This window comes from Halothece sp. PCC 7418 (genome assembly GCF_000317635.1).
Classification (GTDB): Bacteria; Cyanobacteriota; Cyanobacteriia; order Cyanobacteriales; family Rubidibacteraceae; genus Halothece.
On record NC_019779.1, the window covers coordinates 1,692,418 to 1,706,192 of the forward strand.

The window sequence follows — 13,775 nt, forward strand, 5'->3', positions numbered from 1 at the left end:
TGAAGAGATCGGTAATATTTTTCAGACCAACGCAATCCTCAATCCACCTTATGGGGGACAATTTCCATGGTTTGTAGCTTTAGGAAAGAGATTGCTGTGCTGCATGGTTTGGCACTGGTGACTGATTTTCTTAAAAAAACCTTTAGACAGAGCTAGAATATCATAGGATGTGACACTCTGCAATAAAAGTTTACGATTTTTAGGGAAGCCAGTGTTTGTCTAAGACTTGTTCTAAGGTGGCAATGGGCTGTTCAGGAAAAGTTTCAAGAGGAAGGCGCGATCGCGCTGCTGCAAGTTCTCGTCCGTCTTGATAACATTCAGCAAAAATTTCTTCTAAATATGGTTTTAAGCTGGGACTGTCTTCGAGTTGATCTGTAATTTGTTTACGGAAGCTGGCAATTTCTGCTTCCCAATGACCCCGATTGTTTTCAATTTCAGCTTGCCAATAGTTTAATTTCAGCAAATGTTCCAATAATCTTCTGAGAAGGTTCTTTAGTTTCCTTTTTTCACGACGACTCAAATCGGATAATTCCTCAAGTAAGTTTTCCCAATCAATGGCTTTAAACTGCTTATTTTCTAACTGTTTAATGGTTTCTAAAACCCAAAGATTATAGTCAGTGTCGTATAAACTTTTTGGGGTTGATTGCGATTCTGTAAACATGGTTTCTTTAAAGTGATTACTTTGACAGAAGATTTTTAGAGAATCAGTTTTCGTCTAAGACTTGTTCTAAGGTGGCAATAGGCTGTTCAGGAAAGGTTTCAACAGGAAGGCGCGATCGCGCTGCAGCAATTTCTCTCCCATCTTGATAACATTCTTCCCAGATTTCAAGTAAATAGGGTTTCAGACTGGGACTCGCTTTCAATTCTTTTTTAATCTGTTTGCGAAAGTTGAGAATTTCTGCTTCCCAATGACCGCGATTATTTTCAATTTCGTCCTCCCAATATTGAAGTTTCAGGAGATGTTCAAATAAACGCATCAATAAACTTTCTAACTTTCTTTTTTCACGACGACTCAAATCGGATAATTCCTCAAGTAAATTGTCCCAGTCAACGGCATTAAATTCTTTATTCTCTAACTGTTTAACCGTTTCTAATACCCAAAGATTATAGTCAGCTTCATATAGATTTGTTTGTCTGCTTTGTGATTCGGCAACCATATCTTGTTTTTCTCCTACGTCTTTACCTGTCAGTTCATTGTTTGTAACCACCGTTTCTTATAAAATCGAATTTGATCAATTATCGCCGAAGCACGAATAACCTTCGATTCGCTGTTAGAGGCAATTGCGTAATCATGAAACTTATTGACGCTAAAGGACGACTCTTTAATACCATCAGTATCCTCGACTTAGGGGCAGCCCTTGTTATTTTGTTGGTAATCATTGGGATTTTTATCTTTCCAGGCACGTCTGGATCTGTCGCACAAGTTACCCGCACGAAACCCATTGAAATGGATGTTCTGATTCAAGGATTAAGAATTGAAAATCCCCAGACTTTAAAAAATACACTGGAAGAAGAGAAAACCACGGAATTGATTATTCGTAACCAACCTCATGGTCAAGTACAAGTCACCTCGGTAGAATTGATTCCGAAGACGGTGGCGGTTCCCCAACCAGATGGATCAGTAGTTGCCAAGCCCGATCCCCGTCCTGATGAGCAATTTATTACCGATTGGTTACTGACGCTTGCAGGAGAGGCAACAATAACCAATGATGGGGCAGTGTTGGGGAGTAATAAGGTTAAAATCGGCACAACGGTAGAGCTAGAGGGATTCAGTTACAACTTCCGGGGCAGTATTATCGAGATTCGTCTTCGGTGAATAGTTTCAGATAACGATGGATCAAGCCAATGGTTACGGCTGGGAGTTCGAGTTGTGGCGTTAAACCCACGTCTTTTAAAATTTCTAGGTGTTGAACTGCTGTGGGGTTAAGGGCTGCTAAACGCTTTCCTAAATCAACGGAGGTAAACTGGGTTTTTTCTCCCCAAATCATGGCGGTGGGAATGGTTAACTGAGGAAGGTAGAGGGATAAATCAAAAGATAAATCGCCACGGACAAAAGATAATGCAGCATACTCCCCATTCTCTTGTTTGGCGGATTCGAGATAAGCATCGACAATTTCCGGATAAATGCGCTCAGGGCGAGCAAATTGGCGATTTTCTAAGAAATTTCGGATGCCGTCAGGGGTCGCGATCGCGCTCCAATAGAGTAAATTATCCACTACAGGTAAACTAATCACTCGGGCGATAATACTGCGGGTATAATCTTCGCCAAAATCTGATAATCCTGCAGGTGTTACTAAAATTAATGATTTAAATAATTCAGGATGTTCCACCGCCACGCGAATCGTAAACGCTGCGGTGAGAGAGGAAGCGACAACCGTTACGGGTTCAGAACAAGTTGCGGTTAAAAACTCTCGGATTATGGTAAGGTAATCTTCGATCTGATAATTGCGTTTGGGATGTTCAGAGCGTCCCCAACCGATTAAATCAGGGGCGAGGACACGGTAATCGCTGGCAAAAGCAGGATAAACCTGTGACCACTCGTAAGCGGACGATCCACCGCCAAAACCATGTAAAAATACTATACTGGATTGACCTTCTTCTGTTCGGGTTGTTTCATCGAGCCAAGGATGTTCGCTCGGGGTGTAATAAACCATTCGTCCAAGAGAAGTCACAATCGAGTCGCGTTTCACTCCAATGGGTTCAAGCATGGCGCAATTTCTCCATCAACTACACTTCCAGAGTAAATTATTCTTGAAAATCGTGCTGGGCTTTTCCAAATCCTCGTCACGTCGCCGACAGTCCGTTTCTTTACACCGTCGCCAAAAGTCTTCCCGTCAACGGTCTTCTAGGGCGGTGAGAGGACGTGAGTTTTTATCGCAGTTACAATCCCTTTTGTCCTCATTCTGGTTATGGGGAGTTGTGATTTTCGCGATTATGCTGGTTTGGAATTGGCAATTATTGCTGGCGACAGTGATCGCAATGGGAATGTTGATTGTACTCTTTCGCTTCCCAGTGAATCGTTGGTCGGGATATTGGCGCAAATGGCAGCAAACCCTTGATGAATCGCAACAACGGTTACTGATGGCGTTGGGGGGAAGTAGTTTAATTGGGGTGGGCAGTTATTGGGCGTTGCAATTGTGGGATCATCTGGATAATCATTGGCTTGCTGGAAGCGCGATCGCGCAAGGAATCTTACTCACGGGCTTATTTGGCTTACAAGTCTCAAAACTAATCACTGCTTCCGATGACAACCATCCCCAGCATCACTTTTCTCAACTCATTGACGAATTAAGTGCCGAACATCCCCTGAAACGATTAAGAGCGATTCGACAATTAACCCAACTTGCCATCAAAGACAATTTACACGCCTCACAGTTACAAGAAATTAGCGAATCGTTCAGCTTATTATTTGCGGTGGAAACAGAACCCATTTTACGTCAGGGCTTGTTAGAAAGTATGCAAACCCTGCAACGTCATCAGTGTTGGCAAAAGTGGGAAATTAAGTCTGGGAAACCCTTACAGAAGCTGCAAAAAGTCAAGAAAGTCCCAGAACACATTCAGCAGTCAAATTAGTACGCCCCTTTACTAAGAACAACGATGCGAAAGGTTTTGATTAGAATTTCTAAGTCGAGATTTAACGACCAGTTATCAATATAGTAAAGGTCGAGGCGAGCAACATCATTAAAATCGTCTAGCTCAGATCGTCCAGAAATTTGCCAAACACCAGTAATGCCAGGAAGAACGGAATGACGGGTGTGATGCCAACTATCAAATTTTTGGATATCTCTCAGGGGAAGGGGACGCGGTCCGACTAAACTCATTTCTCCCACAAGAACATTAAACAGTTGTGGTAGTTCATCGAGGCTGGTACGACGGAGAAACTTGCCAATGGGGATGATGCGGGGGTCATCTTGAATTTTGAAGAGGACACCGTCGGTTTGATTTTGGTTTTCGAGCTTGCGTTGTAGGGTTTCTGCGTTGGGAACCATGGTGCGGAATTTCCACATTCGGAACATCTTACCGTTTAAGCCGACTCGTTTTTGGCAGAAAAAAGGATTCCCTGGAGAACACACATAAATCGCGATCGCGATACCGATTAAGAAAGGAGAAAGCACAATCAAACCCAATAGGGAAGCAACCACATCCAACCAACGTTTTAACCGATACTCCCACCCGCCAAAGGTTGGCGGTTCAACGGCGAGAGTGGCGACACCCGCAAAGATTTCTGGTACGCCCCGCCGATATAACAATTCCCGACTCGAAGGAATGAGACGTAACGGAATTCCCCTTTGTCGCAGTTGCCAATATAAAGCAGAAGCCAACTCAGTGGGGGGTAAGTTAGCCACTAACACTTCTTGGGGTTGGGCTTTAATAATGCTTCTGAGGAGGTCGGGACAGTTGACACTGCTGGTGTGGGCGCTCCCAACAACTTGATAATGAGAGCGTTTTTGTAAGGTGGTGCGGAGGTGTTCGATTTGAGCGCGATCGCCGATAATGAAAACGGGAATTGGAGATTGTCTGCTCGTGGCTTGTTCGAGGATGAGGGTTGCCATTAAGCGAAAGCCAATCAACAGAAAGACACTGCTAAACCAAGCCGTAAAAAACAGCGATCGCGGTGGATCTAATTTTGGGTCATAAAAATAGCTGATTAGTAACGAGCCTAGATAGACAAAGCTCGTCAGTTTTCCCACTTGCAGATAGTTTTTCCATTGGGTAGCAGAGCTATAAAGTCCAGCTTGGGAAAAGATAATCAGAATAATACCAGCAAAGACCCAAAACAAACTGGGAACGCCGAACCATGTCCACCATACAAGCTGGGGAGGAATCGGGGAATAAAACTGGTTGAGGTAACGGGAAAATTGCCATGCTAGGGCCAGAGCTAAGAAATCACTGCCGAAAAGGATGAGGATACGATGCCAAGACCAGTCTAAGACCTGAGAAAGTCGAAACTTTTCTGGAGCGCGGATATCTGACTTTTTTCCTCGGAAGAAGTTTTCTGGAGCAGTGCCATCCATAATTATTCCCGTCACCAAGTGCCACACAGTTCAATCATTCCCTAAATGCGCGAAATTGATAACAAGGAGAATTACGGATTTTCTGAATCAAGGCTACTTTTTCAGGATTGGTTCTTCGAGGTCTATCGCGCCTCTAGTTGAGTTGTTTGATTGTAGCAGAATTTCTTAGGTTTGTTAACTTTGAGATCTCGAATCTCTCAGTTAACGCGCCTTATATCCAAGGGCTAAAGCCACTTACCTTTACGGCGCTGTCTGTAAAGTAACTGAAGAAAATAATGATTTAAGAATTATGGGCGGTATTGGATTTGAACCAATGGCATCCTGCTTGTAAGGCAGGCGCTCTACCGCTGAGCTAACCGCCCAGACCTTTATTAAGATAACACAGAGATTTTGTAAACGCAACAACCATTTAAAAATTTCTCCCACCCTGAATGGATGGGAGATAAACGCGCTTATACAGAAGCGAAGTAAACTTTGGATTTGACGGGATCGGGATTCATCGTTTTTTCGCCTGGCTTCCAACCTTCAGGACAAACTTCGTCGGGGTTGGCTTGGACATATTGGATCGCTTGCAGAGTTCGTAAGACTTCATCAACATTACGACCAAAGGCAAGGTTGTTTACAGTCGCGTGTTGGATCGTGCCTTCTTTATCAATGATAAAGAGTCCTCTGAGAGCAACGCCAGCATCGGGATCGAGGACGTTGTAAGCGTTGCTAATTTCTTTTTTAATATCGGAGACGAGAGGGATATTCAGGTCGCCGACACCACCATTTTTGCGATCGGTTTGAATCCAAGCGAGGTGAGAAAATTCGCTATCAACGGAAACCCCTAAGATTTGGGTGTTGATGTCTTTGAATTCTTGAGCGCGATCGCTGAAGGAGGTAATTTCAGTGGGGCAAACGAAGGTAAAGTCTAAGGGATAGAAGAATAAAACAACATACTGTCCGCGGAAATCAGACAGGCTAAGGGTTTTAAATTCTTGGTTTTCAACCGCAGTTGCGGAAAAATCAGGGGCTTGTTGTCCGACTCTGAGGCATCCTTCTGTCATGGGAAATACTCCTTAGTAACAAAGTTTACTAACTGTTACAACTATATCATAGTCATAACGATTTTGAGTAGTGGAATGGGTCATTTGTCATTCGTCATTGGTAACTGGTCACTGATTACTGGTTAATGCCAATAATCAACCGTTGCCCAATTCCTTAGATCGCGCTGTAGCAGCTTGGACGGCTTTAATGACGGCAGATCGGAAGCCTGCCGATTCTAACTCAGCGACTGCAGCAATGGTTGTTCCTGCAGGACTGGTGACCCGATCTTTGAGTTGTGCAGGATGAAGGTTTTCTTCTTGTAAAAGAGTGGCTGTTCCCAAAACTGTCTGAATGGCTAACTGCAACGCCGTGGGACGTGGTAATCCCGCAGCCACACCGCCATCAGCTAAGGATTCAATGAGAAGAGCCACATAAGCTGGTCCTGAACCGGCAACCCCTGTCACCGCATCCATAGCAGATTCAGGAACTTCTACCACTTCACCGATCGCGCTGAGAATGGTTTTCGCCAAAGTCATCTGTTCGGGTCGTAAACCAGATCCCGCCGCGATCGCGCTCATACTTGCTCCCACAGTGGCATTGGTATTGGGCATTACGCGCACCACAGGCAACGGATCTAACCCAGCTTTGAGGCGCAAAATGGGAATCCCTGCCAAAATTGAAATTAATAAAGGTCGATGTTCAAGATTTTCTTGTGCCCCATCCCAATCAGATTCGATACGAGGCAACACTTGGGGTTTCACCGCCAGTAACAAGACTTCTGAGGTCTCTTGCATCACTTTGCGATTACTGTCGGTTACTTCTACTTGATACCGTTGGGCTAACTCCTCTCGTCTTTGCGGTGAAGGGTCACTCACCAAAACCGAGTCTGGAGTGTACATTTCTTGAGCGATCAGGCGGGAGAGGATGGCTTCTCCCATCACCCCGCCACCAATCATTCCAAACCGTATAGACACTATTATTGACGTTTTTCTTTGTCGGTACTATGCGGTTTAATTTTATCCTATTGCGCGATCGGGTTTTGTTCTTTTTGCCAATTCCCCGTCGGGGGAACCATTTGATGGATGTTTCCTTGACTACTGGTTTGCGGTGTAGCCGTCCCCTGAGTCGTATGGGAGCGACTGGTTACTTGCACGCAACTGGGAGTAAAGAGAAAAATACTCTCTCCCACCCGCTCTTGATGACCATCAATGGCATAAGTTCCACCGGCGACAAAATCAACTGCACGTTGCGCATCATCCGGTTCCATCATATTGAGATTGAGGAGCACTGTTTTCCGTTCACGTAAAACTTGAATCACCTCAGCCATTTTCTCAAAGGATTGGGGTTCAAGAACAACAATTTCATTCAATCCGTTATTTGCACCAGGCATACCAATGACGTTACTTTTAGATGATGTGGGTTTAGGGTCTTGAGTTTCTGTTGTAAAGTGGGGCCGTCGTTGGGGACGAGGGCGTTGTTCGGTTTCTCCACTGGCGTGATGTTGAGTGGAATAATTGGGCTCATCCATTTCCTCCTCATCATAATACTCGTCTTCGAGATCATCGGGTTCATTAACACCAATAAAATCTTTAAATCTGTTAAATACGCTGGTCATTGTTTTTCTCCCTCACAAACTGATAGTAGATTAATTCTAATTGAGGTCAGACTTAGCAAGTGGGATGAGAAAATCATTCCCGATTTTTATAATGCGATTGCTAACCTCAAATTTGATAGCGAAGTTCACGCTAATTTTACTCTTAATTTCTAAAATTGAAAAATCTTTTGTGTTTTTATTTATTAAGCAGGGCGTTCACCGAAAATGGTGCGCCCGAGTCGAATCATGGTTGCTCCCGCTTCAATGGCGATCGCGTAATCGGCTGACATCCCCATGGAAAGTTCTTTCATCACCAGATGAGAGTATTTTTTTTCGGCAATTTCTTGGGCTAAATCACGAACTTTTTCAAATCCCGTCCGCATTTCATCAGGAGATTCCGTAAAGGGTAGAATCGTCATTAATCCTTGAATTTTCAAGTTTTGATATTGATCAAGAGTCGGCAGTGCAGTTAATAAGTCAGGGATCGTCCAACCATATTTGTTGGGATCAGGGAGAGGCTTCACTTGCAGGAGAACATTAGGAGGTGTCATCTTTAATTCTGCGCTGAGACGATCCAGACGTTCGGCAATTTTCGCGCGATCGCAGGTATGAATCCAATCAAAATGGGTCAAAGCCAGTTTGACTTTATTACTTTGAAGATGACCAATAAAATGCCAACAAATATCATCTAAATCTTGTAATTCTTCTTGTTTGGCAAGGGCTTCTTGAATTTTATTTTCACCAAAATCGCGAACGCCAGCAGCATAGGCTTCTCGGATTTTTTCTACTGAAACCGTTTTGGTAACAGCGATTAATCTGACATGGGGAGGAATAGTTTCACGAAGGTCTTGAATGCGTTTGGTTAGATCGACAGTCATTGAAAAATACGTTTATAAGTCTCACTCAAGGCGGAATGGTCTTCCTTAGCACCAAGGCGACGCAGTTTCCGTAACCGATTTTCGATGAGTAAACGGGCTTCCGACCGACTTTTGGGCTCAAAGGCTAACCCTTCCTCATTCACTGTTACCAGAAAAAACAGACGTTGCGCATAGAGCGTTGTAAAAATTTCTCGATTCGGCTCAATGATGCAAACTCGATACAGTAAGCCAAAAGTAGGGTGATTGAGATAGGTTTCGTTTGTATTCATTCAACTTGTATGTGATTTTCGCCCAGAACTCTCGACAAATATCTGATATAGCGCTACGCGCTGGGGAAGGGGTAAAGGTAAGCCATGAGTGGGTTTGTGGATTTTCATCTGTCAAACACCCGAATGAGTAATGCTATAACAGAAGAGGGGAATTCGATGATCGTTTCTCAAATATAGAGAACGATAAATAGATGATATCTTGCTTTGGGCGCGATCGCATCACAAAATCCGATCTCAAGTGAGCCAATGTGAGTTCAGGGTTAACTTTGTATGATCATCAGGCAACATTAACTCATCACCGAGGCTGAAGGTTTCAGTGTCACGGAAGGGGTCTTCTCGTCGCACTGAGATAAATAACCTATTAGGAGGCAACAGGCACATTCCGAAAATCGGGATTTTCGCGATCAACCTGATGAGCTTTTCTCTCTACGAACTTAAAACCAAGATTCAGTAACTTTAATTGCCGAAACACTTGATGTGGATCAGAAAGATGGGTTTTAGGTAAAGATTGTCCCATCGCCTTAAAAACCTGACCAAGGGGAACATTAATTTCATCTTGAAGCTGTAAGCAACGAGCAAAAACGGGTCCAAAAGCGGAAATGAGAGACCCTACACCCCCTCTCGCTTGTCCCCAACCGATATAAGCTAAGCCTTTATAGTCAGCTAAAAAAGAGCCACCATAACATTCAACAACTGACCCTCGTACTCGTTGTAATTCTGGCGGTAAAAACGGATAGGCAACATAATAACCTGTGGCACAGACAATGAGATCAAAGGCTTCTCGCGTCCCATCGACAAATTCCACCCATTCCCCCTCCAGTTGCTTCACTTGCGGTTGATAAGTGATTCGACCGTGTTTGATATAATAGGGAACTTCACTATTTAAGGTGGGATGTTTCTCAAAAATCCGATGTTGCGGTTTCGGCATCCCATAATCCTCATATTTGCCAAAAGTCACGCGAATGATTCCATAAGCCATGAGACGTTGTAGCCATTCTGGCATCCAACCGCGAATTAAATCTACCACTCTTCTTGGTTAGCAAAAGTGACTTGCCAAAGATTATTTTCAATCGGTCGCACATCGGAAACTTTTTGATTCAGTTCGATATGAGGGCGTAACTGGAAATAGTCAGCAAAGCTACAAAGGTAATCCCACATTTGTTGTGCACTGGGAAAATCGGGATAATGTTTCGGCATCGGGAAATGGGAAAATTGAGTGACTTTTTTCGAGGAAATAATGTGAGCCGTTTCATAAACGCCGTGATACCAATTGCCACCAATCTCATCACTTGCATCCACTTGATCGTAGGGAATGTTTGCTGCTTTCAGGGCTTGGGCAATTCCTAAACCGACAAAGCCAGCACCGATGATTAATTGTTTATCTTTGGTGTTCTTCATGATCATTGTTTGGGTTTCAAGGCTTCACTTCCCCAATCTACGATACGAGGAAAATATCGTTTCAGTAAGGAGAGGGTTTTCGCAGTTTGATCGGGAAAAACGTGCAGTTGGTTGCGTTTGATCGCTTTGATCGCTGCTGCAATGACTTTTTCGGGATCCGTTGCCATCTCATCAGAAATACCACTGGTTTCTTGAGCAAGAGTGCCATATTGTTCTGATTGTAAAAGGGGAGTCCGACTAAAAAAAGGATAAACCCCTGTTACTTTCACGTTGTACCGTTTGACTTCATTAAAGAGTCCTTCTGTAAAGCCCCTTAAGCCAAATTTACTTGCGCCATAGTGTGCCATTCCCGCAGGCGCAATGTGTCCAGCAAGAGAGGAAATATTGACAATATGACCGTGTTGACGGCTAACCATATCAGCCATAAACAGGGAACTTAAGCGCATGGGGGCGAGTAGATTCACTTGCATTAACTGTTCCCACTTTGCAGAAGGGACTTCATCCATGCGACCATATAAACCAATGCCCGCGTTATTAATTAAGATATCAATGGGAATATTCAAGGCTTTGACGGCTTCATAGAATCTTTGTGCGCCATCGGGAGTGGATAAATCGAGTCCTAGACAGGCGATCACTTTGCCCGTTTGAACTTCCTTTTGAATCGCTGCCACTTTCTCTTGCAGGATGCTTTCATTGAGATCAGTCAAAATCAAGTGACTGCCTGCTTGCAGGAGTTGGCGGGTAAATTGTTGACCAAAGCCTCCAGCTGCACCAGTCAGCGCGATCGCGCTGTTTTTTAATTCTGTCATCATCTAAATCTTCGGTGAGGGCAAAATTCCTAATAGCAGGATAAACCAAGGCACTTTGAGATCAGGAAGCAACCAAGAATAGCTTCTCAAAGCAGGGACAGCAGAAGGAAGAATAAACTTCAGAGACCGCAGAGACGCTGGACAATTCCCCGCTTGATCTTTAATTTTATACCGTTGAGCCAGTTCCGCTACAACCTGCACTTTCCCTGTATAGCGTTGTGGATTTGGATCGCCAGCTAGGGCAGCAATGACACGACCTGTGAAAAGGGGCGTTTCCCAATTATAGCGATCGCGCAGAACCGATTGTTGCGGATCAAGATTCTCTTCTCCCTGCATCTGTTCCGCAAACTCGCTAAATAGTTCTGTACCGACAATGCCGGGCCAAAGGGCAACCGAGGTAATATTTTCTGATTTTAATTCCACTGCCATATCTGCTGCAAGACGATCACAGGCAGCTTTTCCTACCCCATAGGCTGCCCCAAAAATGTAAGACATTCCCCCCCAAGAAGAAATAGTACAAATCAAGCCCTGTTTCCGTTTACTCATCAACCGCGCAGCATAGAGACTCGCCACATAATGACTCCGCAACCCCACATCTGCGATCGCATCCCACAGAGTCGGGTCATTTTTCCAAAACGGTTCTCCTGAGGCTTCTGCTAAGGCTTTAACCCCCGCAAAAACATTATTGACTAAAAGGTCAAGCTGTCCATTTTGTTCTTGTTCAATCTGTTCAAATAACTGTCTAACTTGTTCATCATCACTATGATCCACCTGTACTGGAATACAAGTTCCCCCTGCTGCTTCTACTGCAGCTTGAGTCTCGGTCAAACTTCCCGCTTGATCGCCTGTCGTGTTTAAGGTACGACCCGTTAGATAAACCGTTGCGCCAGCTTCTGCTAACCCAATGGCGATTCCTTTCCCGATCCCGCGAGTTGCACCCGTTACCAGTGCGACTTTATTACTCAGCGTTTTTGTCATGCTTTCCCCTTTCAGAAACGACGGACTTGCGCCATTGCTTGCTCTTTAAAATCTTAGCGAAGCCGATTGATTGTGCCGATTCTGACCAGCCACAGTTGAGACGGAAAAAGATACAAAAGTTTACAATAGAGACAGTCTTTTCTCATATTGCTATGTCAAACTCAGTCGTTGTTATTGGTGCTGGAATTGGTGGCTTGACCGCAGGTGCATTACTCGCTAAGCGCGGTTATTCCGTCACTGTCTATGATCAGGCGTATATTGCGGGGGGATGTGCTTCTACGTTTAAACGTCACGGTTTTACTTTTGATGTCGGGGCGACGCAAGTGGCGGGCTTAGAAAAAGACGGGATTCATGAACAAATCTTTACAGAATTAGGAATGGATGTTCCTCCTGCAACTCCTTGTGACCCTGCTTGTGCGGTTTATCTTCCTGGAGAAACCACTCCCATTAATATTTGGCGCGATCCCAAAAAATGGCGCGAAGAACGAAATCGACAGTTTCCAGGGAGCGAACCGTTTTGGCGTGTAATGGAAACCTTATTTGCAGCGAGTTGGCGGTTTCAAGCGCGTGACCCTGTCCTTCCTCCGCGTAACTTCTGGGATCTTTGGCAACTGATTTCTGCGGTGCGACCTGATACGCTGATTACATTACCGTTTGCGTTGCTAACCGTTGGCGACTTGTTACGACTCTTCCGACTGTATGACGATAAACGGTTACGAACCTTTCTCGATATGCAGTTAAAACTCTATTCCCAAGTGAATGCGGATGAAACGGCTTTGCTATATGCTGCGACCGCTTTAGGGGTTTCTCAAGCCCCACAAGGATTATGGCATTTACAAGGGAGTATGCAGGTTTTAAGCACGCGTCTGGTTAAAGGCTTAAGAAAACACGGCGGACAAATTAAACTGCGTCATTCGGTGCAAAGAGTGCATTGTGAGAAAGGATGTATTACTGGAGTTACTGTTTGCAATGATCAAACGGGGGAAACGTGGCGAGACCAAGCAGATGCGGTGATAGCAAATGTGACAGTACAAAATTTATTAAAGTTATTAGCTAATCGGGATAATTCCTTTGGGAGTGCTGATCTTTTCTTACGGCGATATCAAAAGCGAGTGGAAAACTTACCGTCTGCAAATGGGGCGTTTGTGCTTTATTTAGGGGTGGATCGCCGTGCAATTCCCAAAAACTGTCCTCCTCATTTACAATTTCTCTATGACTATGAAGGCGTTGTCGGTGAGAAAAACTCGTTATTTGTTTCAGTGAGTAAACCAACGGATGGACGCGCACCCGAAGGACAAGCCACGATTACAGCGTCTTCTTTTACAGATGTGACGCAATGGTGGACAAAAACCCCTGAAGAATATGAAGCCTTAAAGGAAGATTATGTGAAAACCGCAATACAACGCCTCAGTCAATATTTCCATCTCACTCCAGAAACGATTATCCATCAAGAAGCTGCAACCCCGAGAACATTTGCACGTTTTACAGCGCGGGAATCAGGATATGTGGGAGGATTAGGACAGAGAGTTTCTACCTTTGGTCCGTTTGGGTTTGCGAATCGGACTCCGATTGAGAATCTCTGGTTAGTGGGAGACTGTACTCATCCTGGAGAGGGAACCGCAGGGGTGAGTTATTCTGCGTTAACTGCTGTCCGTCAGATGGAAGCCAAGCAGTAACCAGTCATCTCATGATATTACTTGTCCTCGAAGCAGAAAAGATTATCTCAATTATTCCACTTCATTCAACGTGGAGGGATGTTTTAATGTGGGATGATACTGATGTGGAATGATTCTCTATTCTGAAGG

General features: G+C 44.4%; 16 protein-coding genes and 1 tRNA gene. 3 read left to right on the forward strand and 14 right to left on the reverse strand.

The window, feature by feature from the left end; genetic code table 11:
• Window positions 1-199 precede the first annotated feature (199 nt).
• Together PCC7418_RS07670 and PCC7418_RS07675 are read right to left on the reverse strand one after the other, a co-directional pair.
• Window positions 200-661: a DUF29 domain-containing protein gene (locus PCC7418_RS07670; RefSeq protein ID WP_015225608.1), complete on the reverse strand. Its 462-nt coding sequence runs from the start codon at window positions 659-661 to the stop codon at window positions 200-202.
• 43 nt (window positions 662-704) lie between these two features.
• Complete coding sequence (locus PCC7418_RS07675) at window positions 705-1,157, reverse strand: DUF29 domain-containing protein (RefSeq protein WP_015225609.1); 453 nt, start codon at window positions 1,155-1,157, stop codon at window positions 705-707.
• Window positions 1,158-1,291: 134 nt separating this feature from the next.
• On the opposite strand from PCC7418_RS07675, the gene PCC7418_RS07680 reads away from it, so the two are divergent.
• Entirely contained in the window at window positions 1,292-1,816 is a 525-nt protein-coding gene (locus PCC7418_RS07680) for a DUF4330 domain-containing protein (RefSeq protein ID WP_015225610.1), read from the forward strand.
• Here the strand turns inward: PCC7418_RS07680 and PCC7418_RS07685 are convergent.
• Window positions 1,794-2,708 carry an alpha/beta fold hydrolase gene (locus PCC7418_RS07685; protein ID WP_015225611.1) on the reverse strand — a complete coding sequence of 305 codons (915 nt, stop codon included), beginning with the start codon at window positions 2,706-2,708 and terminating at the stop codon, window positions 1,794-1,796. The two genes, PCC7418_RS07680 and PCC7418_RS07685, sit on opposite strands and share 23 nt — an antisense overlap.
• Before the next feature lie 52 nt (window positions 2,709-2,760).
• On the opposite strand from PCC7418_RS07685, the gene PCC7418_RS07690 reads away from it, so the two are divergent.
• Entirely contained in the window at window positions 2,761-3,573 is an 813-nt protein-coding gene (locus PCC7418_RS07690) for an ABC transporter ATP-binding protein (RefSeq protein WP_216086686.1), read from the forward strand.
• Here PCC7418_RS07690 and PCC7418_RS07695 read toward each other — a convergent pair.
• The 11 genes from PCC7418_RS07695 to PCC7418_RS07740 all read right to left on the reverse strand — a co-directional run bounded on the left by PCC7418_RS07695 (window position 3,570) and on the right by PCC7418_RS07740 (window position 11,970).
• The gene (locus tag PCC7418_RS07695; RefSeq protein WP_015225613.1) at window positions 3,570-5,015 is read right to left on the reverse strand and encodes a sugar transferase; all 1,446 of its coding nucleotides are present in this window, start codon (window positions 5,013-5,015) and stop codon (window positions 3,570-3,572) included. The two genes, PCC7418_RS07690 and PCC7418_RS07695, sit on opposite strands and share 4 nt — an antisense overlap.
• A gap of 290 nt (window positions 5,016-5,305) precedes the next feature.
• Window positions 5,306-5,377: transfer RNA gene (locus PCC7418_RS07700), tRNA-Val, on the reverse strand.
• A 90-nt stretch (window positions 5,378-5,467) separates the two neighbouring features.
• Window positions 5,468-6,064 carry a peroxiredoxin gene (locus tag PCC7418_RS07705; protein ID WP_015225614.1) on the reverse strand — a complete coding sequence of 199 codons (597 nt, stop codon included), beginning with the start codon at window positions 6,062-6,064 and terminating at the stop codon, window positions 5,468-5,470.
• 135 nt (window positions 6,065-6,199) lie between these two features.
• Entirely contained in the window at window positions 6,200-7,018 is an 819-nt protein-coding gene (gene proC / locus PCC7418_RS07710) for a pyrroline-5-carboxylate reductase (RefSeq protein WP_015225615.1), read from the reverse strand.
• 47 nt (window positions 7,019-7,065) lie between these two features.
• Window positions 7,066-7,659, reverse strand: a complete 594-nt coding sequence (locus PCC7418_RS07715) for a cell division protein SepF (protein ID WP_015225616.1) — start codon at window positions 7,657-7,659, stop codon at window positions 7,066-7,068.
• Window positions 7,660-7,841: 182 nt separating this feature from the next.
• Window positions 7,842-8,516 carry a YggS family pyridoxal phosphate-dependent enzyme gene (locus PCC7418_RS07720; RefSeq protein WP_015225617.1) on the reverse strand — a complete coding sequence of 225 codons (675 nt, stop codon included), beginning with the start codon at window positions 8,514-8,516 and terminating at the stop codon, window positions 7,842-7,844.
• Window positions 8,513-8,785, reverse strand: coding sequence for a transcriptional coactivator PipX (pipX, locus tag PCC7418_RS07725; protein ID WP_015225618.1), 273 nt, complete (start codon window positions 8,783-8,785; stop codon window positions 8,513-8,515). The genes PCC7418_RS07720 and pipX overlap by 4 nt, the downstream gene beginning before the upstream one ends.
• Before the next feature lie 361 nt (window positions 8,786-9,146).
• Entirely contained in the window at window positions 9,147-9,812 is a 666-nt protein-coding gene (locus tag PCC7418_RS20890) for a hypothetical protein (RefSeq protein ID WP_235620769.1), read from the reverse strand.
• Complete coding sequence (locus tag PCC7418_RS20895) at window positions 9,806-10,183, reverse strand: NAD(P)-binding domain-containing protein (protein ID WP_235620770.1); 378 nt, start codon at window positions 10,181-10,183, stop codon at window positions 9,806-9,808. Before PCC7418_RS20895 ends, PCC7418_RS20890 begins: the two co-directional genes overlap by 7 nt.
• 2 nt (window positions 10,184-10,185) lie before the next feature.
• A complete protein-coding gene (locus PCC7418_RS07735; protein ID WP_235620771.1) occupies window positions 10,186-10,995 on the reverse strand; it encodes an SDR family oxidoreductase in 810 nt (269 codons plus the stop codon).
• Entirely contained in the window at window positions 10,996-11,970 is a 975-nt protein-coding gene (locus PCC7418_RS07740; protein ID WP_015225620.1) for an SDR family NAD(P)-dependent oxidoreductase, read from the reverse strand.
• A gap of 152 nt (window positions 11,971-12,122) precedes the next feature.
• Between PCC7418_RS07740 and crtD the strand changes: the two genes are divergently transcribed.
• The gene (gene crtD, locus PCC7418_RS07745; RefSeq protein ID WP_015225621.1) at window positions 12,123-13,646 is read left to right on the forward strand and encodes a C-3',4' desaturase CrtD; all 1,524 of its coding nucleotides are present in this window, start codon (window positions 12,123-12,125) and stop codon (window positions 13,644-13,646) included.
• The last annotated feature ends 129 nt before the right edge of the window (window positions 13,647-13,775 follow it).

Excerpts from the sequence above, each read along its gene's own strand:
- PCC7418_RS07670 (WP_015225608.1), bottom strand. The coding sequence starts at position 661 with ATGTTTACAGAATCGCAATCAACCCCAAAAAGTTTATACGACACTGAC.
- PCC7418_RS07675 (WP_015225609.1), bottom strand. The coding sequence starts at position 1,157 with ATGGTTGCCGAATCACAAAGCAGACAAACAAATCTATATGAAGCTGAC.
- PCC7418_RS07680 (WP_015225610.1), top strand. The coding sequence starts at position 1,292 with ATGAAACTTATTGACGCTAAAGGACGACTCTTTAATACCATCAGTATC.
- PCC7418_RS07685 (WP_015225611.1), bottom strand. The coding sequence starts at position 2,708 with ATGCTTGAACCCATTGGAGTGAAACGCGACTCGATTGTGACTTCTCTT.
- PCC7418_RS07695 (WP_015225613.1), bottom strand. The coding sequence starts at position 5,015 with ATGGATGGCACTGCTCCAGAAAACTTCTTCCGAGGAAAAAAGTCAGAT.
- PCC7418_RS07705 (WP_015225614.1), bottom strand. The coding sequence starts at position 6,064 with ATGACAGAAGGATGCCTCAGAGTCGGACAACAAGCCCCTGATTTTTCC.
- PCC7418_RS07715 (WP_015225616.1), bottom strand. The coding sequence starts at position 7,659 with ATGACCAGCGTATTTAACAGATTTAAAGATTTTATTGGTGTTAATGAA.
- PCC7418_RS07720 (WP_015225617.1), bottom strand. The coding sequence starts at position 8,516 with ATGACTGTCGATCTAACCAAACGCATTCAAGACCTTCGTGAAACTATT.
- pipX (WP_015225618.1), bottom strand. The coding sequence starts at position 8,785 with ATGAATACAAACGAAACCTATCTCAATCACCCTACTTTTGGCTTACTG.
- PCC7418_RS20895 (WP_235620770.1), bottom strand. The coding sequence starts at position 10,183 with ATGAAGAACACCAAAGATAAACAATTAATCATCGGTGCTGGCTTTGTC.
- PCC7418_RS07735 (WP_235620771.1), bottom strand. The coding sequence starts at position 10,995 with ATGATGACAGAATTAAAAAACAGCGCGATCGCGCTGACTGGTGCAGCT.
- PCC7418_RS07740 (WP_015225620.1), bottom strand. The coding sequence starts at position 11,970 with ATGACAAAAACGCTGAGTAATAAAGTCGCACTGGTAACGGGTGCAACT.
- crtD (WP_015225621.1), top strand. The coding sequence starts at position 12,123 with ATGTCAAACTCAGTCGTTGTTATTGGTGCTGGAATTGGTGGCTTGACC.